Source organism: Roseovarius spongiae (assembly GCF_003651245.1).
In the GTDB taxonomy this organism is placed as follows: domain Bacteria; phylum Pseudomonadota; class Alphaproteobacteria; order Rhodobacterales; family Rhodobacteraceae; genus Roseovarius; species Roseovarius spongiae.
Genome location: NZ_RAPE01000001.1, coordinates 1,007,199 through 1,033,007, shown reverse-complemented (window position 1 = coordinate 1,033,007; position 25,809 = coordinate 1,007,199). Strand labels below are relative to the sequence as shown.

25 protein-coding genes, 1 other RNA gene and 1 pseudogene are annotated in these 25,809 nt (G+C 67.4%); 8 read left to right on the top strand and 19 right to left on the bottom strand.

What is annotated here, in order from left to right; genetic code table 11:
- Positions 1 to 87: 87 nt before the first annotated feature.
- Positions 88 to 1,143, bottom strand: coding sequence for a tRNA preQ1(34) S-adenosylmethionine ribosyltransferase-isomerase QueA (gene queA / locus D6850_RS04915; RefSeq protein ID WP_121164311.1), 1,056 nt, complete (start codon positions 1,141 to 1,143; stop codon positions 88 to 90).
- An 81-nt stretch (positions 1,144 to 1,224) separates the two neighbouring features.
- Complete coding sequence (locus tag D6850_RS04910; protein WP_121164309.1) at positions 1,225 to 4,635, bottom strand: YhdP family protein; 3,411 nt, start codon at positions 4,633 to 4,635, stop codon at positions 1,225 to 1,227.
- A 98-nt stretch (positions 4,636 to 4,733) separates the two neighbouring features.
- Here D6850_RS04910 and D6850_RS04905 point away from each other — a divergent pair, with 98 nt between their 5' ends.
- A complete protein-coding gene (locus D6850_RS04905) occupies positions 4,734 to 5,195 on the top strand; it encodes a peroxiredoxin (RefSeq protein ID WP_121164307.1) in 462 nt (153 codons plus the stop codon).
- Positions 5,196 to 5,211: 16 nt separating this feature from the next.
- Here D6850_RS04905 and D6850_RS04900 read toward each other — a convergent pair whose 3' ends face one another.
- Positions 5,212 to 5,985 (bottom strand): sulfotransferase-like domain-containing protein, encoded by a 774-nt coding sequence (locus D6850_RS04900; RefSeq protein WP_121164305.1) that lies wholly within the window; start codon positions 5,983 to 5,985, stop codon positions 5,212 to 5,214.
- A 53-nt stretch (positions 5,986 to 6,038) separates the two neighbouring features.
- Here D6850_RS04900 and D6850_RS19235 point away from each other — a divergent pair, with 53 nt between their 5' ends.
- The 3 genes from D6850_RS19235 (at position 6,039) to D6850_RS04890 (ending at position 8,221) form a co-directional block, all read left to right on the top strand.
- The gene (locus tag D6850_RS19235; protein WP_147438856.1) at positions 6,039 to 6,230 is read left to right on the top strand and encodes a hypothetical protein; all 192 of its coding nucleotides are present in this window, start codon (positions 6,039 to 6,041) and stop codon (positions 6,228 to 6,230) included.
- 121 nt (positions 6,231 to 6,351) lie between these two features.
- A complete protein-coding gene (locus tag D6850_RS04895; RefSeq protein ID WP_206019200.1) occupies positions 6,352 to 7,674 on the top strand; it encodes a M23 family metallopeptidase in 1,323 nt (440 codons plus the stop codon).
- Complete coding sequence (locus D6850_RS04890) at positions 7,664 to 8,221, top strand: bactofilin family protein (RefSeq protein ID WP_121164303.1); 558 nt, start codon at positions 7,664 to 7,666, stop codon at positions 8,219 to 8,221. Before D6850_RS04895 ends, D6850_RS04890 begins: the two co-directional genes overlap by 11 nt.
- Positions 8,222 to 8,318: 97 nt before the next feature.
- Here D6850_RS04890 and D6850_RS04885 read toward each other — a convergent pair whose 3' ends face one another.
- The 8 genes from D6850_RS04885 to mgtE all read right to left on the bottom strand — a co-directional run bounded on the left by D6850_RS04885 (position 8,319) and on the right by mgtE (position 15,967).
- Positions 8,319 to 8,903 carry an HNH endonuclease gene (locus D6850_RS04885; protein WP_121164301.1) on the bottom strand — a complete coding sequence of 195 codons (585 nt, stop codon included), beginning with the start codon at positions 8,901 to 8,903 and terminating at the stop codon, positions 8,319 to 8,321.
- A 121-nt stretch (positions 8,904 to 9,024) separates the two neighbouring features.
- Entirely contained in the window at positions 9,025 to 9,765 is a 741-nt protein-coding gene (locus tag D6850_RS04880; RefSeq protein ID WP_121164299.1) for a YebC/PmpR family DNA-binding transcriptional regulator, read from the bottom strand.
- Positions 9,766 to 9,848: 83 nt separating this feature from the next.
- Positions 9,849 to 11,564: an SLC13 family permease gene (locus D6850_RS04875; protein ID WP_206019219.1), complete on the bottom strand. Its 1,716-nt coding sequence runs from the start codon at positions 11,562 to 11,564 to the stop codon at positions 9,849 to 9,851.
- 62 nt (positions 11,565 to 11,626) lie between these two features.
- The gene (locus tag D6850_RS04870; protein ID WP_121164297.1) at positions 11,627 to 12,574 is read right to left on the bottom strand and encodes a DMT family transporter; all 948 of its coding nucleotides are present in this window, start codon (positions 12,572 to 12,574) and stop codon (positions 11,627 to 11,629) included.
- Positions 12,571 to 13,383: a TIGR00282 family metallophosphoesterase gene (locus tag D6850_RS04865; protein WP_121164295.1), complete on the bottom strand. Its 813-nt coding sequence runs from the start codon at positions 13,381 to 13,383 to the stop codon at positions 12,571 to 12,573. Before D6850_RS04865 ends, D6850_RS04870 begins: the two co-directional genes overlap by 4 nt.
- Positions 13,384 to 13,485: 102 nt before the next feature.
- Complete coding sequence (locus D6850_RS04860; protein ID WP_206019199.1) at positions 13,486 to 13,956, bottom strand: OsmC family protein; 471 nt, start codon at positions 13,954 to 13,956, stop codon at positions 13,486 to 13,488.
- 53 nt (positions 13,957 to 14,009) lie between these two features.
- A complete protein-coding gene (locus D6850_RS04855; RefSeq protein ID WP_121164293.1) occupies positions 14,010 to 14,567 on the bottom strand; it encodes a 5-formyltetrahydrofolate cyclo-ligase in 558 nt (185 codons plus the stop codon).
- A complete protein-coding gene (mgtE, locus tag D6850_RS04850) occupies positions 14,564 to 15,967 on the bottom strand; it encodes a magnesium transporter (protein ID WP_121164291.1) in 1,404 nt (467 codons plus the stop codon). The genes D6850_RS04855 and mgtE overlap by 4 nt, the downstream gene beginning before the upstream one ends.
- Positions 15,968 to 16,102: 135 nt before the next feature.
- On the opposite strand from mgtE, the gene guaD reads away from it, so the two are divergent.
- Positions 16,103 to 17,404 (top strand): guanine deaminase, encoded by a 1,302-nt coding sequence (guaD, locus tag D6850_RS04845; protein WP_121164289.1) that lies wholly within the window; start codon positions 16,103 to 16,105, stop codon positions 17,402 to 17,404.
- 24 nt (positions 17,405 to 17,428) lie between these two features.
- Here guaD and D6850_RS04840 read toward each other — a convergent pair whose 3' ends face one another.
- Positions 17,429 to 18,217: an inositol monophosphatase family protein gene (locus tag D6850_RS04840; RefSeq protein ID WP_121165119.1), complete on the bottom strand. Its 789-nt coding sequence runs from the start codon at positions 18,215 to 18,217 to the stop codon at positions 17,429 to 17,431.
- Positions 18,218 to 18,272: 55 nt separating this feature from the next.
- Positions 18,273 to 18,644: a helix-turn-helix domain-containing protein gene (locus tag D6850_RS04835; RefSeq protein ID WP_121164287.1), complete on the bottom strand. Its 372-nt coding sequence runs from the start codon at positions 18,642 to 18,644 to the stop codon at positions 18,273 to 18,275.
- Positions 18,645 to 18,918: 274 nt separating this feature from the next.
- Between D6850_RS04835 and D6850_RS04830 the strand changes: the two genes are divergently transcribed.
- Positions 18,919 to 19,881 (top strand): NADPH:quinone oxidoreductase family protein, encoded by a 963-nt coding sequence (locus D6850_RS04830; protein ID WP_121164285.1) that lies wholly within the window; start codon positions 18,919 to 18,921, stop codon positions 19,879 to 19,881.
- A 158-nt stretch (positions 19,882 to 20,039) separates the two neighbouring features.
- On the top strand, positions 20,040 to 20,759 hold the full coding sequence (locus D6850_RS04825) for a Bax inhibitor-1/YccA family protein (RefSeq protein WP_121164283.1): 720 nt from the start codon (positions 20,040 to 20,042) through the stop codon (positions 20,757 to 20,759).
- Positions 20,760 to 20,898: 139 nt separating this feature from the next.
- On the opposite strand, the gene rpmG is transcribed toward D6850_RS04825, so the two are convergent.
- From rpmG to gatC, 6 genes and pseudogenes are all read right to left on the bottom strand, one after another.
- Positions 20,899 to 21,066, bottom strand: a complete 168-nt coding sequence (gene rpmG / locus D6850_RS04820) for a 50S ribosomal protein L33 (protein ID WP_057816833.1) — start codon at positions 21,064 to 21,066, stop codon at positions 20,899 to 20,901.
- Positions 21,067 to 21,278: 212 nt separating this feature from the next.
- An RNA gene (rnpB, locus tag D6850_RS04815) (RNase P RNA component class A) lies at positions 21,279 to 21,687 on the bottom strand.
- A gap of 36 nt (positions 21,688 to 21,723) precedes the next feature.
- Positions 21,724 to 22,320 (bottom strand): annotated as a pseudogene (locus tag D6850_RS04810) (N-acetylmuramoyl-L-alanine amidase); the annotation flags it as partial.
- 77 nt (positions 22,321 to 22,397) lie between these two features.
- The gene (locus D6850_RS04805) at positions 22,398 to 23,132 is read right to left on the bottom strand and encodes a hypothetical protein (protein ID WP_121164281.1); all 735 of its coding nucleotides are present in this window, start codon (positions 23,130 to 23,132) and stop codon (positions 22,398 to 22,400) included.
- Positions 23,133 to 23,165: 33 nt separating this feature from the next.
- A complete protein-coding gene (gene gatA, locus D6850_RS04800; RefSeq protein ID WP_121165116.1) occupies positions 23,166 to 24,656 on the bottom strand; it encodes an Asp-tRNA(Asn)/Glu-tRNA(Gln) amidotransferase subunit GatA in 1,491 nt (496 codons plus the stop codon).
- Positions 24,656 to 24,943 carry an Asp-tRNA(Asn)/Glu-tRNA(Gln) amidotransferase subunit GatC gene (gene gatC, locus D6850_RS04795; RefSeq protein WP_121164279.1) on the bottom strand — a complete coding sequence of 96 codons (288 nt, stop codon included), beginning with the start codon at positions 24,941 to 24,943 and terminating at the stop codon, positions 24,656 to 24,658. Before gatC ends, gatA begins: the two co-directional genes overlap by 1 nt.
- Before the next feature lie 131 nt (positions 24,944 to 25,074).
- Between gatC and D6850_RS04790 the strand changes: the two genes are divergently transcribed.
- Entirely contained in the window at positions 25,075 to 25,767 is a 693-nt protein-coding gene (locus tag D6850_RS04790; RefSeq protein WP_121164277.1) for a metal-dependent hydrolase, read from the top strand.
- The last annotated feature ends 42 nt before the right edge of the window (positions 25,768 to 25,809 follow it).

Sequence of the window (25,809 nt, the reverse complement as noted above, 5' to 3'; positions counted from 1 at the left end):
TGTTTCGGCCAACCTGACGGCCCGGCGCGGGCCTGTCAGCGCGGTTCGCGACTCACATTGGTCACTCTGCGCCGCGTTGGCAGCGTTTCAGCGCGGGATCAACAACGAAGCGTCGCCATAGGAGAAAAAGCGATAGCCTCGCTCCACCGCATGCGCGTAGATCCGCCGGATCGCGTCATGCCCCATCCATGCCGCCACGAGCATCATCAACGTGGATCTGGGCAGGTGGAAATTGGTCACCAGCGCGTCGGTCACGCGGAAGTCGAAGCCGGGATAGATGAAGATGTCTGTCTCCCCCTGCCAGGGCGCGATGGCGCCGCTGTCTCGCGCCGCGCTCTCGATCAGGCGCAGCGCCGTGGTGCCCACGGGAATGACGCGCCCGCCCGCGCTCCGGGTGGCGGCGATCTCGGCGGCGGCGGATTGCGTCACCTCGCCCCATTCGGCGTGCATCCTGTGGCGTGTCACGTCCTCGACCTTGACGGGCAGGAAGGTGCCCGCGCCGACATGCAGCGTGACATAGCTGATCTCGACCCCGCGCGCGGCGAGCGCGGCCAAGAGCGCGTCGTCGAAATGCAGCGACGCGGTGGGCGCGGCGACGGCGCCGGGGCGGCGGGCCCAGACGGTCTGGTAATCCTCGGCGTCCCGCGCGTCCGCCGCGCGGCGCGCGGCGATATAGGGCGGCAATGGCATCGCGCCCGCCTTCGCCAGCGCCGCGTCGAAATCCTCGCCGGCGAGGTTGAACCGCAGCACGCCCTGCCCGTCCGCCTTGGCCAGCAACTCGGCGCTCAGACCGGCGGCGAAGCGCACCATTTCGCCCTCGCGCAGCTTCTTCAGCGGCTTGATCATCGCGGTCCATGTCCCGGCCTCGGGGCGCGGCTCGAGCAGCGTGACCTCGATCCGCGCCTGGGTGTCGCCCGCAGCCCCGCTGCGATGGCGCAGCCCCTCGAGGCGTGCGGGGATCACCCGCGTGTCATTCAGCACCAGCCGGTCGCCAGCGCGCAGCCAGTCGGGCAGGTCGAACGCATGCGCATCCGTGATCGCGTCACCCCTGGCCACCAGCAGGCGCGCGGCGCTGCGCGGTCGCGCGGGGCGGGTGGCGATCAGGGACTCTGGCAGGTCGAAATCGAAATCGCTCAGCTTCATGGCTCGGGCCCCCGTGGGGAGTGAAAATCACCCGCCTGCTAACCGGAACCGCGGGGATTGTCACCTGGGACGCGCCATCCGCTAGCGCCCGCGCCGCTCGGGCAGGCCCGGCGCGTTTTGCCGCCTCGGCGGGGCGCTCTCCTGCTCGGGCGCGGGTGCGCTCTCGGGCGCGGCGCCGCGCGGACGGGCGAGCTTGGGCGGCGGGCGACGGAAGATATCGCGGAACATGCCGGGCGTGAAGATCGACAGCGGGTTGACGCTGACCTGCGGCGCGGCGGCCGGACCCTTCAGCTTGTAATTCACCCCGACAAGCCCCTCGCCGCGCCGGGTGAAGATGCCGCCGACCTGGTTGACCATGTAGATCGGCGAAATCACCCCCTGCATGTCCATGCGTTTCTCGTTCATGAAGTAATAGCCGTCCATGGTGATTCCCATCGACGCGCCGACCGCGCTGCTCGACAGCAGGGTGAGCCGGTCGGGCGACAGCCGGAAGCGCGCGTCGACGTCGTTGAACAGGATCCCGTTGCCCGACATCTGTTCGAGCAAGCCGACCACGCTGAGCGAACTCAGCAGCGCGGCCATCGCCGGCGCGTCGACCAGCCAGACGTCGCTGGCGTCAAGCTGGCCGTCGTAGGTTCCGGGCGCCTCCGCCGGGCGCAGCACGAGGTCGAGCGTCCCGCCGCGCGCCTGTTTCAGCAACCCCGCCGCGCCAAGCACGCCGCCCGCGTTCTTCGACTGGATGCGAAAGGCGCTGCGCCCGCCCTGCGGGATGATTCGCCCGGTGATCGCCGTGCCGCCGTTGACCCGCCCGGCGAAACGCCCGTCCGTGCCGTTCGACGTGTCCAGTTCGGCGCTGAACCCGGTCAGCGCCATGCCGTCGGATATCTGCAACCGATCCAGTTGCAGCGACACCGGCCCGCCGCGCCCGCCGCCGCCGTTGCCCTGGGTGATCGTCGTCTGGCGCAGATCGATGACGCCGCCGGTCACGCGCACGGCGGGCGCCACCCCTTGCCCGCGCCCGACCAGTTCGACCGGCGCGTCGAGCCACCCGCCCACCTTGACGCGCGAGAACAGCGCCCGCTCAAGCGCGCCACCCGCCCTGAGCGCGATGCTTCCACGCGCGTCGAGGCCGGGCGCGTCCAGTTCCAGCTGGTCGATCTGCGGCGGCGTTCCCAGCCTGCCGCGCACCTCGAGCCGGCCGCGCGATCCCTGCGCCAGCGCCCAGTCGAGCTGCTGCAACCGCATGCCAAGGCCCGAAAGGTCCGAGGTCAGCGCGAAACTCCCGACGCCGCCGCGCTCCATGTCAACGGTGATGTCGCCGACGCCCTCGCCGCTCAGGCTTCCCGGCGGCAGGCCGATGCCGAACTCGTCGGCGAAACGCTGGGACAGCTCGATCGTGCCGGTGAGCGTGCTGCCGCCGCCGTTCTCGGGGCCGAGCGGCGATCGCCACTGGCCGGTGAACGGAACCTGCCCGATCCGCCCGTCGCCGCCGACCGTCAGCAGATCGTTGTCCGCATTCACGGCGAGCGCATCGGCGGAAAGCGTGCGACCGGGGATCAGTTCCGTGCTGCTCACGTCGCGCAGCGCGCCGGTGACGTCGAAACGCACCTCGTCATTCGCCAGCTTCTTCTTCAGCGGAAAATCAAGCCGGCCGGAAATTCGCGCCGCCCCGTCGGCAAGCGTGACCGGGCGACCCTGCTTGGTCAGAAATCCAAAGGGTTTCTCGTCCAGAAGCGCCAGCGCCGCGGTGATCGTGCTGTCGGTCTCGAGGTTCACCAGCGCCGGCGCCTGCTTGATGTTGACGTCCGGCACGATGAAGCTCGTGCCTGTGATGTCGATATACCCGCCCTGCGAAGGCTTGACCCGGCCCGTATCGGCGCGGATCACGAAGCGGTCGTCATAGAGCGTGGCGTGACCCGAGGCATCCTCGATCGGAGGCATGTCCCGCATGAACCCGGTGGTCAGGTCGGAGAAATCGAAGCCCAGGAACACGTCCGCGCGGTGCTTGGGCGGTGAGCGCACGGCAAGCTGCACGTTGCTCAGCGTCGCGCTCTGCACGTTGCGGGCGATCCAGTCGCGGGTGTTGCCGCTGGCGGCGGGCGGCCACAGCTCGAGCAGGCGGTCGCGCTCCAGCCCGTCCATGCGCCCGTCAAGCGCGAGGTCCCAGCCCTCGGGCGTGCCCCTGAGCTCACCGCTCAGGATCAGCTGGCGGCCCCGGTCCGACAGGCTGAGCTGCCCCAGGCTCAGGCGGAACGGGTCAAGCACGAGGCGCATGTCGAGGGTCGCCGCGTCGATCTGGATCGGCTCCGGGTAGAGATCGGCGGGGTTCGCGCTGATGTCGGCGACGCGCATCTGCGCCTGCAACTCGCGCGGCCAGCCGTTGTCGTCCACGCCGACCAGATAGGCGATGCCCTCGGCGCGCGCGGCCCCCCATTCGCTGCTGATAGAAACGCTCTCGAAGCGCATGCTTTGCGCCTTGGGGTCGTAGGTGAAGTAGCTGCGCGCCGAGGTGAACGCGATCGGCTTGGTCGCGGCGTTGGGTTGCAGCACGCCGGCGCCGATCTGCAGGGTAGCGTTGAGCGGCCCGAGCGTGCCGTCCTCCTCGACCGCGACCCGGAGCGCGCCCGAAATCGGCGCATCGAGCGCCCCGAGCCACGCCAGCGCGGGCGATTGCCCGGAAATGTCGTCCGAAGGGATATCCTGGATGTTGACGCCGAAATCCGCCGCCGTGTCGCCGATATGGCTGGCGTAGTTCACCTCGACCGTGCTGGCGAAGGCGCGGTTGCCCAGCAGCGAGAAGTCACCCCGCATGGCGAGGTCGCCGCCGGTTCGCGTCAGCTCGATCGAGCCGCCGTCGACGTTCCACGCCCGCCCTGCGCGGGCGTCCTCGTAGCGCAGGGTGATATTGTCGATGGCGACGCGCTTCAACGCCGCCAGCACCGGGCGTTGCAGCGCGTCGTCGATCTGCCCGATGACCGCGCCGAGGCCCCGCGCCTCGCGCCGCGCCGCGGCAGGCTGGCCTGCCGCCTCGCCAAGCGAGACATCGACCATGCCGCTGGCGTCGCGGCGCAGCCGCAACTGCACGCCGGACACCCGGATGCTTGCGGGCCGAAGCTGTCCGCTCAGCAGCGGACGCATCGCCACGCGCCCGCCCAGTTCCGACAGGTTCGCCAGCGGCGCGCCGTCGGGGCCGCGCAACACCACGTCGCGCAGGGCGAGACGCGGCTTCCAGCCCTGCTCGATCACAACGGTCATCTGGCCCAGCTCGACGTTGAAATCGCCGGTGTCGCGGTTAATGCGTTCGGTGATGCGGGCGCGCAGCCAATCGGGCACGGTGATCGGGGTTCCGAGATAGGACAGGATCAGCAGGCTGGCCGCCGCGGCGAGCACCGCCATGCTGATCAGCGACCAGAGCCCCGCCTTGCGCCTGCGCCGGGCGCGGCGCTGGCGGCGCGCGTCCCCTGCCGGGGCGGTGGGAGGTGTTTCGCTCATTCAAGTCCTATCGCGCGGAAGCCGGGCGCGGCCGGGGCTTCATTCTGGCCGGCTGGGCGCTAATATAACAGCCGCATTCACATGACCAAGGACGACTCATGCCACAAATATCTGACATCGCACCCGATTTCACACTCCCGCGCGACGGCGGCGGCGAAATCCGGCTGAGCGCGCTGCGCCCCGCGCCGGTTGTCCTGTTCTTCTACCCGCGCGACGACACCTCTGGCTGCACCCGAGAGGCGCTGGAATTTACGGCGCTTCTGCCGGAATTCGAAGCCGCCGGCGCGCTGGTGCTTGGCATTTCGGCCGACAGCGTCGCCAAGCATGACAAGTTCAAGGCCAAGCATGGCCTCGCGATGCCGCTGCTGTCGGACGCGGATGCCAAAACCTGCGAGGCGTATGGCGTCTGGGTCGAGAAGAAAATGTATGGCAAGACCTTCCACGGGATCGAGCGCAGCACTTTCCTGATCGACGGCGACGGGCGCATCGCCCGGGTCTGGCGCAAGGTCAAGGTTCCCGGCCACGCCGAAGAGGCGCTGGAAGCCGTGCGCGCGCTCTGACGGCGCGGGCGGCGCGTCAGGCAGCGGGTTTCAGCGCGCGTTCGGCGAGACGTTCGTAGGCCGGCAGATGGGCCGCCAGCAGATCGCGCAGACGCGGCTCGTCCCGCGCGCGCGCCTCGAATGCGGCTTCTGCCTTCTCGTAGTAGTCCCCGGGCAACGGTTCGATCGAATTGCTTGCGGCGGCGCGCCCGTGCCAGCCTTCGACCTGGTTCCAGTCCTCGGGCATGACCTCGCCCCATTCGAAGGCGTGCGGCGCGGGCGACAGGCCGATGGCGTCCCAGAACGCCGCCATCGTGGCGCGCGGATCGTTGCGGATGTCCTCCGAGCGGATCACCGGCGGGGCATGCCCGGCGGCCACGAGGCCCTGGTAGTGCTCCCATTGCGCGGCGATGCCGACCTCCTCCTCGCTCACGCCGGGGTCGATCTTGTGGTAGGACACGATCGCGGCGCGCGGATCGCGGATCAGGAAGGCATGGCGCATCCGGTCGCGGAACGCGACATCGTCAAGCAGACGAGGCGTTACGTAATAGCTCATGTCCTTGAAGAAGACCGGCCCGGCCCCGGCGCGCGCCAGCAGCATGGCGCGGATGTCCTCGTAGCTGACCGGCAGGTCGGGGTCGACCTCGAGATGTGGCATCTCGCCGGCGCGGCGGTGGACGTAATAGTCATACATGAACGGCTCATGCACGCAGTCGAGATCGCCGCGCTCGCGCATGATCCGCTCGGTCGCGGTGGACATCGAACGCGGATGCGACCAAAGCGCGATGATCGGGTGGATGTCCTTTGTCATGTTCTTTCTGTCCCCTTCTCGGCATGCGGCGCATCTGCCGCCGACCGATCCTAATGGGCATCTTCATCAGGAAAAAGCAACACTTCCGCCTCAATCCGAACCCGGCCGGTGCGGCGACGTCGTCCCATGCGCACCCGCCCCCAATCAGCGCAAAAGCGCGTTTCAAGCTGTTGCAGATCGGCAATTTTTTGCCGCTCGGCGGGATCCAGCCTTGTTTCGACGACGTTTGTGGCGGAAACAGTTGATGGTTTTTTGAGCACTGGGTAATGACGCCGGGGCGCAGCATCGCCGCGGCATATCGATTCCATCATAGCGCCGGGACGGACGGGACGCCGCGCTGGAAGAGACAATGAGGGACGGGGAACCTTGCGGACACGCGCAGCGATACGGATTAACGCACTTCTGGAACGCTATTTTCCCGAACGCCGGGTTTTCCTGCGTTCGGACACGGACACCCGGTTCATCCGGCTGCGGCCCGTATCGCAGCTGATCGCCTTCGCCGGCGTATCGGTCTTTGTCAGTTGGTCGATCATCGCCACCGCGATCCTGCTGATGGACAGCATCGGATCCGGCAATTTCCGCGAGCAGGCCAAGCGCGACCAGCGCACCTACGAAGCCCGGCTGAACGCGCTGTCGCATGAGCGCGACCTGCGCGCGCGCGAGGCCTCCGAGGCGCAGGAGCGGTTCAACTCGGCGCTGGCGCAGATTTCGGTGATGCAATCGGAACTTCTGAATTCGGAAACCCGCCGGCGCGAGATGGAGACCGGGATCGAGGTGATCCAGAACACCCTGCGCCGCACCATGAAGGAACGCGACGGCGCGCGCGAAAAGGCCGAGACGCTGACCGCCTCGCTGGCCGAACGCGCGGGCAGTGGCGACGCGCTGGACGACGAGGGCGGAACCGGCGCCTCGACCGTCGATTTCCTGACCGCCGCGCTTGCCGACACCGCGAAGGAGCGCGACAAGATCTCGGAAGACGCGCAGGACGCGATCCTCTACGCCGACGAGATGACCCAGCAGATCCGGCTGATGCAGGACCAGAACGACCAGATCTTCCAGCAGCTCGAGGACGCGATGACGATCTCGGTGGAGCCGCTGGACAAGATGTTCCGCGCCGCCGGGCTGAACACCAAGTCGCTGCTCGACACGGTCAAGAGCGGCTACTCGGGCCAGGGCGGCCCGCTCATGCCGCTCAGCCTGTCGACCAGGGGAGAAGAGCCGTCGCCTGACGCGCTGCGCGCCAACCGCATCCTGAACCAGATGGACCGGCTCAACATGTATCGCATCGCCGCGCAGAAGGCGCCCTTTGCGATGCCGGTCAAGAGCGCGTTCCGCCATACCTCGGGCTTCGGGAAGCGCTGGGGGCGGATGCACAGCGGCACCGACCTGGCCGCGCCGCAAGGCACGCCGATCTACGCCACCGCCGACGGCGTGGTCACCTATGCCGGCTGGCAATCGGGCTACGGCCGGCTGGTCAAGGTCCAGCACGCGTTCGGGATCGAGACCCGCTACGCGCACCAGTCGAAAATCCGCGTGAAGAAGGGTCAAAGGGTCTCGCGCGGGGATCGTATCGGTGATATGGGCAGCACTGGACGTTCGACCGGCACGCATCTACACTATGAAATTCGTGTCGACGGCAAGGCCATCAACCCCATGATCTACATCAAGGCTGCGAGAGATGTTTTCTAAGAGCAAAATCAACGACCCGAGCCCGCGCACGGGCGACGCGCAAAAGCCCTCCGGCACGGACAAATCGCTCGATGCGCCCAAACCTGCCATGCCGCAGTCCGGCGAATTCAAGGCGACCGCACCCAAGGCCAAGCCGCCCGCGTCGGTGTTGTCCGCCGACCTGCACGTCACCGGCAACATGAAGACCACCGGCGACATCCAGGTCGAGGGCACCGTGGAAGGCGACATTCGCGCGCATCTCCTGACCATCGGCGAAAGCGCGACGATCAAGGGCGAGGTAATCGCCGACGACGTGGTGATCAACGGGCGCATCGTCGGCCGCGTGCGCGGGTTGAAGGTGCGGCTCACCTCGACCGCGCGGGTCGAGGGCGACATCATCCACAAGACCATCGCGATCGAGAGCGGCGCACATTTCGAAGGCTCCGTGCAGCGCCAGGACGATCCTCTGAACTCCAAATCCAAGGCGGCGACCGCCGCCGGGGCGACCGGCGTGTCGGGAAGCGCGCAGCGCGCGCCGGCCCAGGCTCAGCAGGACCAGAAAGACTGACGCCGCCCGTTTCCCGCGATGATCGCGTTTGACGCCCCGCGCCGGATCGCCCCGCGCGGGGTTTTCGCTTTCCCCGGCCCCCAGAACGACGCGCGGCTCAGGCCTCCAGCTCCGCATCCCAGTAGAGAAAATCCAGCCAGCTTTCGTGCAGGTGGCCGGGCGGAAACTTGCGCCCGAGGTTGCGCAACTCCTCGGCGCCGGGCGCGCGCGGGGGCTTGCGCAGGGACATGCCGGTGCGGTGCAGGCTCTTGGCGCCCTTGCGCAGGTTGCAGCCGCTGCATGCGGCGACGACGTTCTCCCAGCTGGTGATCCCGCCGCTGGCGCGCGGCACGACGTGGTCGAAGGTCAGTTCGCCGCGCGCGCCGCAATACTGGCAGCGGAATTCATCGCGCAGGAACAGGTTGAACCGGGTGAAGGCGACGCGCTTTTGCGGCTTCACGTAATCCTTGAGCACGATAACCGAAGGGATGCGGATCTGCATGCTGGGCGAGCGCACGACATCGTCGTACTCCGCGACGATATCCACCCGATCGAGCCAGGCCGCCTTGACCGCGTCCTGCCATGACCAGAGCGAGAGGGGATAGTAGCTCAGCGGGCGATAATCCGCGTTGAGAACCAGCGCCGGGTGCTGCTTGAGGGCGCCGGGCTCACGCACGAATTCGGTCCTGAAATCGCCTTCCATCGTCGCCTGCCGCCTTCAGCTGCCTAGGCCGTGTCATACCCTCACTATATATGGCGCTTCGGCGCTGGCAACCCCATGTATAGGCGGCACATCTAGGGCGCAGGCCCGATCTTGCACGCCGTCAAAGCTGGTCAAGCACCTCGTCGGAGGCCTCGAAATTCGCCGTCACACGCTGCACGTCGTCATCGTCGTCCAGCGCCTCGATCAGCTTCATCAGCTTCTGCATCGCCTCGAGGTCCATCTCGGTCGTGGTCGTGGGCCGCCAGATCAGCCGGGTTTCCTCGGATTCGCCCAGGTCGGCCTCAAGCGCGTTCGAGACATCGTTGAGGTCCGTATCCGCGCACCAGATCACGTGGCCGTCCGCGCTCGATTCGACGTCCTCGGCGCCGGCCTCGATCGCGGCCATCATGACGGTATCGGCATCGCCCACATCCGCGGGGTAGACCACCTCGCCCTTGCGCTCGAACATGAAGCCGACGCTGCCGGTCTCGCCGAGGTTGCCGCCATGCTTGGTGAAGGTCGAGCGCACGTTGCTCGCGGTGCGGTTGCGGTTGTCCGTCATCGCCTCGACGATCAGCGCCACGCCGTTCGGACCGTAACCCTCATAGCGGATTTCCTCGTAATCTTCCGAATCGCCGGCCTGGGATTTCTTGATCGCGCGGTCGATATTGTCGTTGGGCATGGACTGCGACTTGGCCGACTTGATCGCGAGCCGCAGGCGCGGGTTCTTTTCCGGATCGGGATCGCCCATCTTGGCGGCGACGGTGATCTCCTTCGAGAGCTTGGAGAACAGCTTGGAGCGGGCGGCGTCCTGCCGTCCCTTGCGATGTTGAATATTTGCCCATTTTGAATGGCCGGCCATGTGGGTGCGCTCTCCTGCCTGTGCGGTTTTCCCTGCCCTATTATCGCCTCAGCGCCGCGCGGGCAACGGGTCTTGCGCGCGCCTCAGAGCGGGAAGAAGTACGGGATCAGCAGCGCGGCGAGCACGCCGACGCTCAGGTTGAGTGGCACGCCCACGCGCAGAAAATCGGTGAACCTGTACCCGCCGGGGCCATAGACCAGCGTGTTGGTCTGATAGCCGATCGGGGTGGCGAAACTGGCGCTTGCGGCGATCATCACCGCCACCACCAGCGGGCGCGGATCGATCCCCATCGCACCGGCGAGGCTGATCGCGATCGGCGTCACCACCACGGCTACGGCGTTGTTGCTCACCAGCTCCGTCAGCACCGAGGTCAGCAGGTAGACCACCCAGATCACGACGACCGCCGGCAGCACCGACAGCAGCGGCGCGATCGCCTTCACGATCAGAGCGATCGCCCCGCTTTCCTGTAGCGCCGCCCCGATCGCGAGCATAGAAAAGATCAGCGCGAGCAGCCGCCCGTCGACAAACGAAAACGCCTCATCCGCGTCGATGCAGCGCGACAGCAGCACCACCGCCATGGCCACCACCGCGAGCAGCAGGATCGGCGCCACGCCGAGCGCGGCCAGCGCCACGATCCCCAGAAGCGCAAGCACCGCGACCGGCGCCTTGCGGCGGCGGAACGCGCGGGCCGAGGGCTGCGAGACGTCGACGAGGTCCATGTCGCTCGCGAGCCGCTGGATATCCGCCGGCGCCCCCTCGAGCAGCAGCGTGTCGCCCACCCGAACCACCAGTTCGTCAAGCTGGCGTCCGATATTCTGGTTCCGCCGGTGCACCGCCAGCGGATAGACCCCATAGCGCCGCCGCAGCCGCATGGAGCCAAGGCTGCGGCCGACCATCTTGCAGCCCGGCGTGATCAGCACCTCGACCGTAGAGGTCTCGACCGCCGAAAGCTGATCGACCCGGCGCAGGCTCTTGTCGCGTTGCAGGCTCAGCAGTTCGGTCATCTGCGTGCGCAGCACCACCCGGTCGCCGACCTCGAGCGTGACCCCTTCGAGGTTCCGCCTGAGCGACTCGTCCCCGCGGATCACGTCGATCAGCCGCACGCCCTCGCGCTTGAAAAGCTGCACGCCGGTGACCTCGCGCCCGATCAGGTTGCTGTCGGGCGGGATCACCGCCTCGGTAAAGAACTTCATCCGGCTGCGGTCGCTCAGCATGTCGGCCATGCTGTCGCGCTCGGGCAGCAGGAACGGCCCGATGAAGCGCAGGTAGATCATGCCCCAGGCGACCAGCGCCAGGGCGAGCGGCGTCACCTCGAAGATCGAGAACGGCCGCAGCCCCTGTGCGCGCGCCACCCCGTCCACCAACAGGTTCGTCGAGGTGCCGATGAGCGTCAGCGTGCCGCCCAGGATCGCTGCATAGCTGAGCGGGATCAGCAGCTTGGAGACGGGCACGTCCATCGTGCGGGCAAGCTGGACGAAGACCGGGATCATCACCACCACCACCGGCGTGTTGTTCATCACCGCCGACCCCAGGACCACCAGCGCCATCAGGATCGCGATCGCGATCCGCGGGTTGGTCTTCGCCCGTCGATCAGCGAGCGACGTGAAACTCTCGAGCGCGCCGGTGCGCACCAGGCCGCCCATGATGATGAACATCGCCGCGATGGTCCAGGGCGCCGGGTTCGACAGCACCGCGAGCGCCGCGTCATAGGGCAACAGCCCCATCGCGAGCATCGTCCCCGCCCCGGCCAGCGCCACCACCTCGGTCGGATAGACCTCGCGCACGAAGCCTGCGAACATGACCGCCACCACAGCCAGGGTCAGGATCGCCTGGGTGTTCTGCGACAGGTCGAAATATGCGATCACAGTGGCGGGCTTCCCTCTTGCGCCGCGTCATTTTCCTCCATGACCGGCGCAGGTGCAAGAACCCTCGCGTGGCGCGGCTGCACGAGGAACATGCCCAGCAGCATCACCCCCAGCGCGACCCAGACCCAGACCGAGTAACTCTCGCCCAAGAGCAGCATCGACCACAGCACGCCGCAGCCGGTGACGAGATAGCTCGACTGCGCGGTAAAGACCGATCCGGCGCGTCCCACCAGCCAGACGTAGCAGGCATAGACCGCCGCATGGATGACCGCGCCCGCAACCAGCGCCGCCTCGGCGACGCCGAAACCCTGCATCGGGTCGATCCATTGCCCCGACGCCACCGCAATCGGAAGCGAGATGACCATGCCCACCAGCGACGCGCCCAGGATCACCTGCATCGGGTCGAGCCCCTGCGTGCCCCATTTCCACACCAGGTTGCCCTCGGTCGCGTAGAGGATCGGCGCGCAGAGCGCCAGCAGCACGAACCAGGCCGAGAACCCGCCCGTGAAGCTGGCCTCGGGTCCGACCAGCAGCACGATGCCCAGCAACCCCACGAAGACGCCCAAGAGGCGGTGCGCCTCGAAGCGTTCGTTGCCCAGAGCGATGGCGATCGGCAAGGAGAACATCGCGACCGTGGAAACCACGATCGACATCACGCCGCCGGGCAGGTTCATCGCGGCGAGGTAGAAGAAGATGTCGGGCAGCACCGCCCCGCAGAGCGCCACCATCACGAAAAGACGCAGGTACTGGCGGGCAAAGACCGGTCGCTTGCCCCGCAGCGCGCTCACCACGGCAAGGAAGAGAACGACCACCACCAGTTGCCAGAAGATCAGCCCCATCGGCTGATGGCCGGTGCTCACCGCCACCTTCGCCAGCGGAATCGTCGCGCCCCAGCCAACGCCCATGACGAAGAGCACGCCGTAGAGAAAGGCCGCCTCCCTCATGGCCCGGCCTGTTCCAGCCGCCCACCCTGGCGCACCATTTCGATGCGCGTCGCCTTGCCTGTGCGGTCATCCGTCTCGACATAGACCCCCGACAGCGTCGCCTCGCCCAGCGCCGGTGCGAAGCGCCCCTTGGGCATGCCGGTCACGAAGCGGCGCATCGGCTCTTCGCGGTCCATGCCGATCACGCTCAGGTAATCGCCGCACATGCCCGCATCCGACAGGTACGCGGCGCCGCCGGGCAGGATCTGCGCATCCGCCGTCGGCACATGCGTATGCGTGCCCACGACGAGGCTCGCGCGGCCGTCGCAGAAATGTCCGGCGGCCATCTTCTCGCTCGTGGCTTCGCAATGGAAATCGACGATGCTCGCCTGCACCGCGCCGCCCGGCACGTGCGCGCGCAGCACGGAATCGAGCGCCGAGAACGGATCGTCGAAGGCGCGCTTCATGAATACCTGCCCCAGCGCCTGCGCCACCAGCACCTTGCGTCCGCGTGCGTCCGTGAACACCCGGTGTCCGCGCCCCGGCGCGCCCTTGGCAAAGTTCAGCGGGCGCAGAATGCGCGGCTCGCCCTCGATGAACCGCAGCATGTCCTTCTGGTCGAACGCATGATCGCCCAGCGTCAGGCAATCCGCCCCGGCGTCCAGCAGAGCACGGGCATGATCGCCGCTCAGCCCGACGCCGTTGGTCGCGTTCTCGCCGTTCACCACCACGAAATCGAGCCCCCACGCCGCGCGCAGGCCCGGCAACCGCTCGGCCACCGCCTGCCGGCCGGCGCGGCCCATCACATCACCCAGGAACAACAGTTTCATGCAATCGTGTTAGGCCCGCCCGCACCCGAGGGCAAGCGGCGAGTGCCGGCGTCGCGCGCTTTCACTGCTCGTTGAATACGACCGCCGGAGGCGGCGGCGGGGTCATTCGCCGAAGCGGTAGCGCGCCTCGATCTCGACCGGGAAATTCACCGACCGCGCGATGTAGCAGACCTTGTGGATCTCGGAGTGCACCGCGTCCGCCATCGCCTCGTCCGTGCCCTCGGGCAGCAGGATGAGCGGGCGCAGCGTGACGCGCAGGAACCGGCCCGCACCCTGCTTGCCCGCCTCGCCCACCGCGACCGGGTCGTCGGAATAACCCAGCACGGTGATTCCCGCATCGCTCGCAAGGTGCAGGAACCACAGCATGTGGCAGCCCGACAGCGCCGAGAGCAGCAGGTCCTCGGGGCTGTGCAACCCCGGATCGCCGCCGATGGCGGGATCGTTCGAGCACTGGATCATCGGCTTGCCCGGCGTCTCGACGGTCCAGCTGCGATCATAGCCCTTGTAGGTGCTCGTCCCCTGCCCGAGATTGCCGGACCAGACGATCCGCGCCGTGTATTCATGTTCCGCCATAATGTTTTCCTCCAACATGCGAAGCCGCCCGCCAGGGCGAATGAGCGCGCCGCCTAAAAGGTGATCACCTCGTTCTCGGTCACCACCATGTCGAGCGACTGGTCCGTCACCTCGAGCGGCAGCGCCGCGGCCTCCTGCGCGCCATAGGCGAAGCCGATGGCCAGCGCCGGCCCCTTCGCGCGCAACTCTTCCAGCGTGCGGTCATAGAAACCGCCGCCATAGCCCAGCCGCCCGCCGCGCCGGTCGAAGGCGACCAGCGGCACGATCAGGATCTCGGGCGTGATGAAGTCCTCCACCGCGGGAACGCGCGCGCCGAACGGGCCGTCCTTCATTTCGCAGCCCGGCGACCAGCGCGAGAATTTCAGCGGCTTGCCCGCGCCCTCGATCACCGGCACGCCAACCGTGCCATGCGCAGCGGCCTCGGCCATCGCCGGGGCCGGGTCGATTTCGCTGCGGATCGCCATGTAGCCCGCCAGCGGCGCGCCGCGATACCCGGCCAGCACCTCCGACAAACGCCCCGCCGCGCCGGGTCCTGCGGCGGCATGGGCGGCGCGGCGGCGCGCGAAGGCGGCCTCGCGCGCGCGCGCCTTTACCTCGGCCGCGTCGCTCACAACAGCACCAGCGCGGCCAGCCCGAGAAAGGCGAAGAAGCCGACCACGTCCGTCACGGTGGTCACGAAGGCGCCCGAGGCGAGCGCCGGGTCGACGCCTACCCGTTCGAGCATCACCGGGATCACCGTCCCAGCCAATCCCGCGACCACGAGGTTGATGACCATCGCCGCGGCGATCACATAGCCCAGTTGCGGCCCGCCGAACCACAGCACGCCGATGACGCCCATGACCAGCGCGAAGACCAGCCCGTTGATGAGCCCGACCAGCACCTCGCGCCAGATCACCCGCCAGACGTTGCTGCCGGTCAAATCCTTCGTCGCGATGGCGCGCACCGAGACGGTCAGGCTCTGGGTGCCCGCGTTGCCGCCCATCGAGGCCACGATCGGCATCAAGACGGCGAGCGCGACAAACTGCGCGATGGTGGCCTCGAACTGGGCGATCACGAGGCTCGCGAAGATCGCGGTGACGAGGTTCACCGCCAACCAGGGAAAGCGCGCCTTGGTGGTCTCGTAGACGCGGTCGTTGATGCCGCTTTCGCCTACCCCAGCCAGGCGCATCAGGTCTTCCTCGTGTTCCTCGTCCATCACCGCCATCGCGTCGTCGATGGTAATGACCCCGATCAGGCGGTCGTTCTCGTCCACCACGGGGGCGGAAATCAGGTGATACTGGTTGAACGCATAGGCCACGTCGCCCTCGTCCTGGGTGACGGGGATGGTGTGGAATATCTCCTCGACCAGCGATTTCAGCAGCACCTCGCGGCGCGATGCCATCAGCTTGCCCAGCGTGACATTGCCGACCGGTCGCAGGCGCGGATCGACGAGGATGATGTGGTAGAACTGGTCGGGAAGCTCATCCTGGTTGCGCAGGTAGTCGATCGCCTCGCCCACGTTCCAATGCTCAGGCGCCATCACCACCTCGCGCTGCATCAGGCGGCCGGCGGAATACTCGGGATAGGTCAGCGACTGGCGCACCGCCACGCGGTCGCTGTCCTCGAGCACCTCGAGGATCGCCTCCTGCTGGTGATCCTCGAGGTCCTCGACCAGGTCGACGACATCGTCGCTTTCGAGCTCGCGCACCGCATCGGCCAGCACCTCGGGGTTCAGGAGGCCGATCACCTCCTCGCGGATCCCATCCTCGAGCTCCGAGAGGATGTCGCCGTCGAACTCGTCGCCGTACAGCGCGATGATGCGCTGGCGATCGAAGGCCGTTGACTGCTCGAGCAGGTCGGCGATGTCGGCCGGGTGCAGCGGCTCCAGTTCCTCGGTCAGCCGCGCGCGATCGTCCATGTCGACGGCATGGATGATCCGCGCCACCGCCTGCCGGTTGAGCACGTAGGCGTCTTCCTCTTCGCGCTCGGCCTCCGGCGCCGCCACGTCGGTGCGATCGGTGTCGTCGTCCATCCGTCTCTCCCCGTTCTCGGGTTCTCTCGCCCCCGCAGGACCTAAGGAAGCGCCGCGCGAGAAACAATGACAATAGACGCATTTACGCGCGCTCGCCACACCCCTATTCTCCGCGCGCCACGCAGGAGCAGGCCGATGCCGACAGAAACGATCCTTGCCGGACAGGTGCTGTCCTTTACCCGCTCGCCGTGGGACGGGGGCGCGCCGGAAGATGCCGCGGCGCTGCACGAGGCGGCGCTGCTGCGCGACGGTCTGATCGCGGCGGTCGGCCCGCTCGCGACGTTGCGGCGCGAGGCGCCGCAGGCCAGGCTGGTGCGCTATGGCGACGGCGCGCTCATCACGGCCGGCTTCATCGATGCGCATGTCCATTATCCGCAGACCGCCATCATCGCCAGTTGGGGCAAGCGGCTGATCGACTGGCTCAACACATACACCTTTCCCGAGGAGATGCGCCTGCAGGATCCCGCCTACGCCGCACGGATCGCGGCGCGGTATTTCGACCTCGCCCTGGCGCATGGCACCACCTCGATGTGCAGCTACTGCACCGTGCATCCCGCCAGCGTCGACGCCTATTTCACCGAAGCCCGGCGCCGCGGCCTGCGCGCGCTTGGCGGCAAGACCTGCATGGACCGCAACGCACCCGAAGGGCTGACCGACACGCCGCAATCGGCGCATGACGACAGCCTCGCGCTCCTGCGACGCTGGCATGGCGAGGGGCGGCTCGGTTATGTCGTCACGCCGCGTTTCGCCCCCACCTCGACGCCCGAACAGCTCGAATCGCTCGGCGCGCTCTGGGCGGCGCACCCCGACTGCCTGATGCAGACCCATCTGAGCGAACAGCCCGACGAAATCGCATGGGTCCGCAGCCTCTACCCGCAGGCGCGCGACTATCTCGACGTTTACGAGACGCACGGCCTGCTGGGCGAACGCGCGCTCTACGGCCACGCGATTCACCTCGAGCCGCGCGAACGCGACCGCCTGCGGGAAACCGGCGCGGCGCTCGTTCATTGTCCGACGTCGAACACCTTCATCGGCTCGGGGCTGTTCGACATGGCCGCGCGCATGACCGAGGGGCAGCGCGTCGGGCTCGCCACGGACACCGGCGGCGGGTCGAGCTTTTCGATGCTGCGCACGATGGCCGCGGCCTACGAGATCGGGCAATTGACCGGCAATGCGCTGCATCCCGCGCAGCTCATCTGGCAGGCGACCGCCGGGTCGGCCGCAACGCTGCATCTCGGGGATCGGATCGGCAACGCCGCACCGGGGATGGAGGCCGACCTCGTCGTGCTCGACCTCGCCTCGACGCCGGCCATCGCCCAGCGTCACGCGCAGGCGGGCGACATCTGGGAGGCCCTATTCCCGACGATCATGATGGGCGACGACCGCGCGGTGCGCGACGTCTGGGTCGGCGGCGAACGGTATGCGGGCGCCGCCTGATCCAGCGCGGGCGTCAGGCCGGTCTCACTCGACGCCCGACAATATCGCGAGCGCCGCCGCGTGCTGTTCCGCCCCCGCCGCTGCGATGACGCGCCCGCCTTCATGCGCCGGGCCGCCCCGCCAGTCGGTCACGATCCCGCCCGCGGCCTCGATCACCGCGATCGGCGCCTGGATGTCATAGGCGTTCAGCCCGGCCTCGATCACGAGGTCGATCTGCCCCGCCGCCAACAGCGCATAGGCGTAGCAATCAAGGCCATAGCGCGTCAGCCGCGCCTGCCGGCCGACTGCGGCGAAAACGGCGGCTTCGGCCGGGCTGCCGACCTCGGGGAAGGTGGTCATCAGCGTCGCCTCGGCCAGCGGCCGGTCGCCCCGCACCCCGAGCGCGCGCGCCCCGTGCGGCCCGCTCAGCGTCGCGCGGCCCATGCCGCCCTCGAACCGCTCGCCGATATAGGGCTGATCGATCAGGCCGTAAATCGGCCCATTCGCGTCCGATACCGCGATCAGAACGCCCCATGTCGGCGCGCCGGACAGAAAGGCGCGCGTGCCGTCGATCGGGTCGAGCACCCAGGTCAGCCCGCTCCGCCCCTCCTGCAGGCCGAACTCCTCGCCGAAAACGCCATCGTCCGGGCGGCGCTTGCGCAGAATGGCGCGCATCGCCGCCTCCGCCTCGCGGTCGGCGACGGTGACTGGGTCCCAGCCTTCTGTCAGCTTGTTCTCCGCGCCAAGCTCCGCGCTGCGAAAATGCGGCAGCACTGCGACGCGGGCGGCGTCCGCCAGCGCATGCGCGACGTCGATAATATCATCGTGAAACATGAACCGCCCCCGCACCCAATGGCGCGGCAAGGGCTACCCCGAACGCGCGCTCAGCTCAAGCGACGTCGCTCAGCACGCGGGCCAGGTCGAACAGGCGCCGGCGCTGGTTCTCAGGGATCGCGTAATAGGAGCGCACGAGATCGAGCGCCTCCTTGTCCCCGAGAAGATCGGACGGGCGATCCGCGGGCGGTTGAGCCTGCGTTTCCTGCGGCTCCAGCCCCTCGAAGAAGAAACTGACATCCACGTCCATCGACGCCGCGATGTCCCACAGCCGCGATGCGCTGACCCGGTTTGCGCCGGTTTCATATTTCTGGATTTGCTGGAACTTGATCCCGACGCTTTCCGCCAGCTGCTGCTGGGTCATGCCGACGAGCCAGCGACGATGGCGAATGCGTTTGCCGACATGTACATCTACGGGATGAGGCATTGCGATGTCCTTCTCACTGCGTCCTGTCTTGTGCGGTCCACAACGGACGACAGGCTAACCAATAAATGTTCTAAAATCACCGCACAATCCGCATGTGGTGGCGCGATGTTAGCAGCGAAATCGTAATTTTCAAGAAATATCGCAAGCCAAGCGTTAATTGGTAATCCACCGATCAATCATGGCGCGCATGACTCCCCGTCGGCCGTTTGACAGGGCATGGCGTAAACCCTACTCCTGCGTGCAGATTTTTCGCAGAACTGCCGGAGCCCCGCGCATGCGCGCCTTTCGCCTGAGTGATTTCGACCATGCCCCGGCGCCCGCCGACATTCCCAGGCCCGAGCCGGGACCGGGCGAGGTCAGGCTGCGCATCCGCGCCTGCGGTCTCAACTTCGCCGATCTGCTGATGATGAAGGGCGCCTACCAGGACACGCCCGCCCCGCCCTTCACGATGGGCATGGAGGTGGCGGGCGTGGTCGACGCCCTCGGCCCCGGAACCGAAGGCCCGGCCATCGGCGCGCGCGTCGCGGTCTTCGGCGGCGCGGGCGGGCTGGCCGAGTTTGGCTGTTTCGACGCCGCGCGCGCCGTCCCGCTGCCCGAGAGTATGGATTTCACCGACGCCGCCGCGTTCCAGATCGCCTACGGGACGAGCCACGTCGCGCTCGATTACAAGGCGCGGCTGAAGGAGGGCGAAACGCTGCTGGTGCTGGGCGCGGCGGGCGGCGTCGGCCTGACCGCGGTCGAGATCGGCAAGGTGATGGGCGCCCGCGTCATCGCCTGCGCGCGCGGCGAGGCCAGGCTCGACGTCGCGCGCGCCGCCGGGGCCGATCATCTGATCGATAGCGACTCGGGCGATATTCGGGCCGAATGCAAGGCCCTGGGGGGCGTCGATGTCGTCTATGACCCCGTCGGCGGCGCGCAGTTCACCGCCGCGCTGCGCGCCTGCCGCCCGGACGCGCGCATGCTCACCATCGGCTACGCCAGCGGCGAGGTTCCGCAGATTCCCGCCAACCACCTGCTGGTCAAGAACATTTCTGTGATCGGTCTCTACTGGGGCGGCTACCTGTCATTCCGCCCCGAGGTCGTCACCGGTTCGCTCGCCAGGCTGCTGGAGTGGTATCGCGCCGGGCGAATCGCGCCGCATGTCAGCCATCGCTTTCCGCTCGACCAGGCGGCGGAGGCGTTCGAGGTTCTGCGCGCGCGCAAATCCACCGGCAAGGTGGTCGTGACCATGGATTGACGCCGGCTCCGCCTCGCGAATGCGCCCGGGGACGCGCCCAGAATGCGCGAATCCTGCGCAAATCCCTGTTTTGCCCACTTGAATTACAGCCGGTTGCATCCGATATTGTTCCAGAAGCTCCCACGCGGAGCGGCACTTTTGGCAACTCGGAGGCTTTGATGGCTGAATTCGACACGATCCGGAGGGCGGCAGGCGCCCGCACGGCGCAAATCGACGCGGGCCTTCGCGCCCATATGAACAAGGTCTACGGCACCATGTCCGTGGGGCTGTTCATCACCTTCCTCGCGGCCTGGGCCATCGGCAACAACGCGATGATGATGGAGACGCTGTTCACCGGCATCACTCGCTGGATCGTCATGTTCGCGCCGCTTATCATGGTCTTCGCCTTCGGCGCCATGATCAACAAGCTGTCGGCGGCCGGCGCCCAGCTCTTCTTCTACGCGTTCTCGACAGTGATGGGCATATCGATCGCCTATATCTTCGTGGTCTTCACCGACATGTCGATCGCGCAGATCTTCCTCATCACGTCGATCTCCTTCGCGGGGCTGTCGCTCTGGGGTTACACCACCAAGAAGGATATCTCGGGCTGGGGCAGCTTCCTCATCATGGGGCTGATCGGCATCATCGTGGCGATGATCGTCAACATCTTCCTGAAATCGCCGGCAATCATGTTCGCGATCTCGATCCTCGGTGTGCTGATCTTCGCCGGCCTGACGGCCTATGACACCCAGCGCATAAAGAACGAGTATATCGCCCACGCCCAGCACGGCGACAGAGAATGGCTCGGCAAGGCCGCGATCATGGGCGCGCTGAGCCTCTATCTGAACTTCATCAACATGTTCATGTTCCTGCTGCAACTCTTCGGCGGGCGCGAGTGATCCACCGAACATGACGACACAGGAAGGGCCGGTCGGAAACGACCGGCCCTCTTTTTGCTCGTGACCATGCCAGTGACCAATGAAAAAGCCGCGTCCCGGGCGGGACGCGGCTCATCGATCCTGACGGTGCGGCGCGATCCTACTTGATCTTGCCTTCCTTGTATTCGACATGCTTGCGCGCGACCGGGTCGTATTTGCGAATGCTCATCTTCTCGGTCATGGTGCGCGCGTTCTTCTTGGTCACGTAGAAATGACCCGTGCCCGCCGTCGAGTTGAGGCGGATCTTGATGGTGGTCGGCTTCGCCATTGCTCTTCTCCTGCACCGGGGGGTAGACCCCCGTGAAATCGGTATGATGCGCCTTGTATCCACCCGCGCGCCCGAGTCAACCACGTTTGTGCCGCTCGCGCTCTTCGTGACGCTTTCCTGGCGGAAATACCCATTGCGCGACCTCGCCGCCCTGTCGCGCGCTTGCGGCAGCGCGCCGGAAAACTCGCAGGATTTTCTCGGATCCGTCAGATATGCGCGGAGGGCCTGTAAGCCGGATTCTGTCCGGGGAATGCAGGCATTCCCCTGGATGATCATTCATCTTGGGACATCGTTACCGATACCCCTCTAGCTGCCAACCCGGACCGCCGGGCCAAGACGCGCCTGCGGGGTCGCCCCCGCGCGCGGTCCCTATTTGGCATTGCTCCCGGTGGGGCTTGCCGTGCCGGTCCGGTTGCCCGTCCCGCGGTGGGCTCTTACCCCACCGTTTCACCCTTATCCATGCGTCTTGCCTTGGCAAGATGCAGGACGGTCTGTTTTCTGTGGCGCTTTCCCTCGGGTTGCCCCGGCCGGGCGTTACCCGGCACCGTTGCCTTGTGGAGTCCGGACTTTCCTCCGTGCGAACTGCGTCAGCAGTTCGCAGGCGATCATCCGGCCCTCCGCGCGAATATCAGTTAAGCCCCCCCCCGCCGCGCGCGCAACAGGAAACCGCGCAGCGATATCAGCGAGCACCGCCATGTCCTGCGCATCGAGCGGCCCGCGCCCCCAGGGACGGAAGCGCAGGCGCAGCGCCCGCAGCACCTCCTCGTCGCTGAACCCGGCGCCGTAGCCCACCTGCCCGGCCAGCGCGCGAAACGCGCTCAACGGGGCCTGCGCCCCCGGCATTGGCCAGACCGCCAGTCCCCCGCGCGCCAGCCGGCGCCAATCGAAATGCGGCCCCGGATCGTCCTTGCGGTCGGGCGCCATGTCGGAATGCCCGATGACCCGCTCGGGGGGGATCGACCAGCGCTCCATGACGCCGCGCATCAGCCGTTCGAGCGCGCGCATCTGCGGTTCGGGAAAGGGATGATCTCCGCGGTTCGCCAACTCGATCCCGATCGAGCGCGAATTGACCTCATCGACCGCGCCCCAGCAACCCAGACCCGCATGCCAGGCGCGCATTTCCTCGGGAACGAGGCGCCAGGCGCGTCCGTCCTCGGCAATCACGTAATGGGCGGACACCGCCGCGCGCGGATCGCAAAGCCGCTCGATCGCGGCCTCGGCAGTCGCCATGTTGGTGAAATGCAGCACCAGCATGTCGGGCAGCGCCCCGCCCCGGCGCGCGCCCCGGTTGGGGGAGGGATGTTCGACGATGCCTGACAGGGCAGCCCCGCTCAGCCGCGCGACGCCTTGCGGAACGGGCGCGGGTCCCAGCCGCAGGCGAAACCGTCGCCATCGGGATCGAGCCCGAGCTTGTCGCGCTCCGGCCCGCCCTTGTCGAGGAAATCGATCTGCGCCATGTCGGGCGACGGGTATTTCGCGCAGTTGCGCGCGAACTTCGCCTCCTTGTTGATGCCGATCCGGCGATAGACCTGCGTGCCCACCTGGTGCTTGGTCGCGAGCGCATAGGCCACGATATTGGGCCCCTGCCCGCCCGAGCGCGGCGGCAGCGCCCGGACCGAGGCGACCTCGTATTGCTGCCGGTTCGCCGCGATCCGCTCGGCGTCGTCTTCGATCGTGCGCTGCTCGCCCACGGCGCCGAAGTCGTTCTCGTTCGAGATGCCAACGGCGTTGACCACGGCAGGCGGCGGATTGTCCGGGCTGGCCTGCACGACGCGCTCGCCGGAATTGGCGGCGCGTTCCTCGACCTGGTCGTCATCCCCGCGCCCGAGGGCGCGGCGCGTCTGGGCGGCGATCTGCTCGCTCTCGGAGCCGCCCCCAGGCGATTCGGCGCTCACCGCGTTGGCCGCCGGCAGGCGGTTCCCGGCAAGCTGCGCCTCGCGGCGCGCCTGGTATTCGTCGTAGTCGCCAAAGCCCACGCCGGACCCCATATCCGGCCCGCTTTCGGGGACGGAAGCGCCACAGGCCGCCAGCCCGACAAGCGCGGCGGTGCAGAGAAATTTACGCATGAGCGATCCTGCCAGATGTAATTCGGGTGCGGTTTACCACCATTTTTCCGGCTTGGCTACAAAACCGGCCGCCCTCTCGAGCGTGTAGGCGCAATTCAGCAGATCGCCCTCTTCCCAGGGGCGCCCGATCAGTTGCAGCCCGAGCGGCAACCCCTCTCCGCTGAGCCCGGCGGGCAGCGCGATCCCCGGCAGACCGGCAAGGTTGACCGTCACCGTGAAAACGTCGTTGAGATACATCTGCACCGGATCGGCGTCCTTCATCTCCCCCAGTGCGAAGGCGGCGCTTGGCGTGGCCGGGGTCAGAATCGCATCGACCCCATCCGCGAAGACCTGCTCGAAATCCCGCTTGATCAACGTGCGGACCTTGCGCGCGCGGTTGTAATAGGCGTCGTAGAACCCGGCGGAGAGCACGTAGGTGCCGACCATCACCCGGCGCTTGACCTCGTCGCCGAAGCCCTCGGCGCGGGTCTTTTCGTACATCTCGGTGATGCCGTCGCCGGGCGCGAGCTTCGCGCGGTGACCATAGCGCACCCCGTCGTACCGCGCGAGGTTGCTCGACGCCTCGGCGGGCGCGATCACGTAATAGGCGGGCAGCGCGTATTTCGTATGCGGCAGGGAAATGTCTCGGATTTCCGCGCCCGCATCCTCGAGCATCGCGCGCCCCTTGGCCCAGAGCGCATCGATCTCGGCGGACATGCCGTCCATGCGGTATTCGCGCGGAATGCCGATCACCTTGCCGCGGATGTCGCCCGTCAGCATCGCCTCGAAATCCGGCACGGGCAGATCGGCGGAGGTCGAATCCTTCGGATCATGCCCGCACATCGCGCCGAGCATGATCGCCGCGTCGCGCACGGATTTCGTCATCGGCCCGGCCTGGTCGAGCGAGGACGCGAAGGCGACGATGCCCCAGCGCGAACAGCGCCCGTAGGTCGGCTTGATGCCGGTGATGCCGGTGAAGGCGGCGGGCTGGCGGATCGACCCGCCGGTGTCGGTGCCGGTGGCGGCAAGGCAGAGATCGGCGGCCACGGCGCTGGCCGAGCCGCCCGAGGACCCGCCCGGCGTGAGCGCCGCGTCGTCGCCCTGGCGCCGCCAGGGGTTCACCGCGTTGCCGTAAACGCTGGTCTCGTTGCTCGAGCCCATCGCGAATTCGTCCATGTTGAGCTTGCCCAGCATGACCGCGCCGGCGTCGAACAACTGCGCGGTGACGGTGGATTCGTATTCCGGTCTGAATCCTTCGAGGATTCGGCTGCCGGCCTGGCTCGCCACGCCCCGCGTGCAGAACAGATCCTTGATCCCGAGCGGAATGCCGCAGAGCGCGGGCGCCTCCTCGCGCCCTTGCAGGCGCTTGTCGGCCTGCGCCGCCTGCTCGCGCGCCACATCAATGGTGTGATGCACGAAGGCGCCGAGCGCGCCCGCGTCCTCGATCCGCGCGAGGCAGGCCTCGGTCAGTTCGGTCGCGGTGATGTCCTTGCCGCGCAGCCGGTCGCGCGCCTCGGCGATGGTCAGGGCGTTGAGATCGGTCATCATTCCACCACCTTCGGCACGGCGAAGAACCCCTCGCGCGCATCCGGCGCGTTCGACAGGATCGCGCGCTGTCGGTCGCCGTCGGTCACCTCGTCCGCGCGCCGCTTGAGCCGCATGGGCGTGACGCTCACCATCGGCTCCACGCCCTCGACATCGACCTCGCCCAACTGCTCGATGAAGCCGAGGATGGTGTTGAACTCGTCCGCGAGCGCGGGCAGCGCGTCGTCGTCCACGCGGATGCGGGCCAGCTTGGCCACGCGCGCGGCGGTTTGCAGATCGATTGACATGGGGCAGACCTCCGGTCGTCGTCTTTGCTGTGCGTTTAGCGCCCGCCCGGATCGCGTGCAAGCACATGGATCGCCGCTTTCCCCCCGCGCGCGGCGCGCTACACTGTCGGGATACGAAGGAGGCACAGACAATGAAACTCACCTGGCTCGGACATTCGTCCTTCCGCATGGAGATCGGCGGGCAGACGCTGCTGATCGATCCCTGGCTCAACGGCAACCCGATGCTCGACGAGAAGCACCACGACGCCGCCATTGCGGGCGCGACGCGCATCCTGCTCACCCACGCGCATTTCGACCACGTCGCCGACACGGTCGAACTCGCCCGCAAGCTCGACATCCCCGTGGTCGGCCAGTTCGACCTGATGTCCCACTGGGAAGAGCACGAGGGGCTTGCCACCGTCGGGTTCAACAAGGGCGGCACGGTCGATCTGGACGGGGTCAAGGTCACGATGGTGCACGCCACCCACTCCAGCAGCTTCGCCGCACCGAACGGCCCGCATGTGCCCGGCACCGAATGCGGCTACATGATCGAACATGGCGGGCGCACGATCTATTTCAGCGGCGACACGGACGTGATGGCGGACATGCAGGTCTTCCATGACCTGCACGCGCCCGAGATCGGCATCCTCTGCGCCGGCGGCCACTTCACGATGGACATGCGCCGCGCGGCCTATGCGGCGCGCACCTTCTTCGACTTCAAGACGGTGATCCCCTGCCACTACCGCACCTTCCCGCTGCTCGAGCAATCCGCCGACGCGCTGAAGGAGGCGCTGCCCGGCGTCGACGTGATCGAACCGGAGGTGATGAAGACGCTCGACCTCTGACAGAGAGGGGGTTTCAGGCATTGCGACCGGGGAAAGCCCCAT

Excerpts from the sequence above, each read along its gene's own strand:
- D6850_RS04830 (WP_121164285.1), top strand. The coding sequence starts at position 18,919 with ATGCGCGCCTTTCGCCTGAGTGATTTCGACCATGCCCCGGCGCCCGCC.
- D6850_RS04840 (WP_121165119.1), bottom strand. The coding sequence starts at position 18,217 with ATGTTTCACGATGATATTATCGACGTCGCGCATGCGCTGGCGGACGCC.
- D6850_RS04870 (WP_121164297.1), bottom strand. The coding sequence starts at position 12,574 with ATGAGGGAGGCGGCCTTTCTCTACGGCGTGCTCTTCGTCATGGGCGTT.
- queA (WP_121164311.1), bottom strand. The coding sequence starts at position 1,143 with ATGAAGCTGAGCGATTTCGATTTCGACCTGCCAGAGTCCCTGATCGCC.
- D6850_RS19235 (WP_147438856.1), top strand. The coding sequence starts at position 6,039 with ATGGGCATCTTCATCAGGAAAAAGCAACACTTCCGCCTCAATCCGAAC.
- D6850_RS04885 (WP_121164301.1), bottom strand. The coding sequence starts at position 8,903 with ATGGAAGGCGATTTCAGGACCGAATTCGTGCGTGAGCCCGGCGCCCTC.
- mgtE (WP_121164291.1), bottom strand. The coding sequence starts at position 15,967 with ATGGACGACGACACCGATCGCACCGACGTGGCGGCGCCGGAGGCCGAG.
- gatC (WP_121164279.1), bottom strand. The coding sequence starts at position 24,943 with ATGTCAATCGATCTGCAAACCGCCGCGCGCGTGGCCAAGCTGGCCCGC.
- D6850_RS04890 (WP_121164303.1), top strand. The coding sequence starts at position 7,664 with ATGTTTTCTAAGAGCAAAATCAACGACCCGAGCCCGCGCACGGGCGAC.
- D6850_RS04900 (WP_121164305.1), bottom strand. The coding sequence starts at position 5,985 with ATGACAAAGGACATCCACCCGATCATCGCGCTTTGGTCGCATCCGCGT.
- D6850_RS04875 (WP_206019219.1), bottom strand. The coding sequence starts at position 11,564 with ATGTTCGCAGGCTTCGTGCGCGAGGTCTATCCGACCGAGGTGGTGGCG.
- D6850_RS04905 (WP_121164307.1), top strand. The coding sequence starts at position 4,734 with ATGCCACAAATATCTGACATCGCACCCGATTTCACACTCCCGCGCGAC.
- D6850_RS04805 (WP_121164281.1), bottom strand. The coding sequence starts at position 23,132 with ATGCGTAAATTTCTCTGCACCGCCGCGCTTGTCGGGCTGGCGGCCTGT.
- gatA (WP_121165116.1), bottom strand. The coding sequence starts at position 24,656 with ATGACCGATCTCAACGCCCTGACCATCGCCGAGGCGCGCGACCGGCTG.
- rpmG (WP_057816833.1), bottom strand. The coding sequence starts at position 21,066 with ATGGCGAAGCCGACCACCATCAAGATCCGCCTCAACTCGACGGCGGGC.
- D6850_RS04910 (WP_121164309.1), bottom strand. The coding sequence starts at position 4,635 with ATGAGCGAAACACCTCCCACCGCCCCGGCAGGGGACGCGCGCCGCCAG.
- D6850_RS04880 (WP_121164299.1), bottom strand. The coding sequence starts at position 9,765 with ATGGCCGGCCATTCAAAATGGGCAAATATTCAACATCGCAAGGGACGG.
- D6850_RS04865 (WP_121164295.1), bottom strand. The coding sequence starts at position 13,383 with ATGAAACTGTTGTTCCTGGGTGATGTGATGGGCCGCGCCGGCCGGCAG.
- D6850_RS04790 (WP_121164277.1), top strand. The coding sequence starts at position 25,075 with ATGAAACTCACCTGGCTCGGACATTCGTCCTTCCGCATGGAGATCGGC.
- D6850_RS04860 (WP_206019199.1), bottom strand. The coding sequence starts at position 13,956 with ATGGCGGAACATGAATACACGGCGCGGATCGTCTGGTCCGGCAATCTC.
- D6850_RS04835 (WP_121164287.1), bottom strand. The coding sequence starts at position 18,644 with ATGCCTCATCCCGTAGATGTACATGTCGGCAAACGCATTCGCCATCGT.
- guaD (WP_121164289.1), top strand. The coding sequence starts at position 16,103 with ATGCCGACAGAAACGATCCTTGCCGGACAGGTGCTGTCCTTTACCCGC.
- D6850_RS04825 (WP_121164283.1), top strand. The coding sequence starts at position 20,040 with ATGGCTGAATTCGACACGATCCGGAGGGCGGCAGGCGCCCGCACGGCG.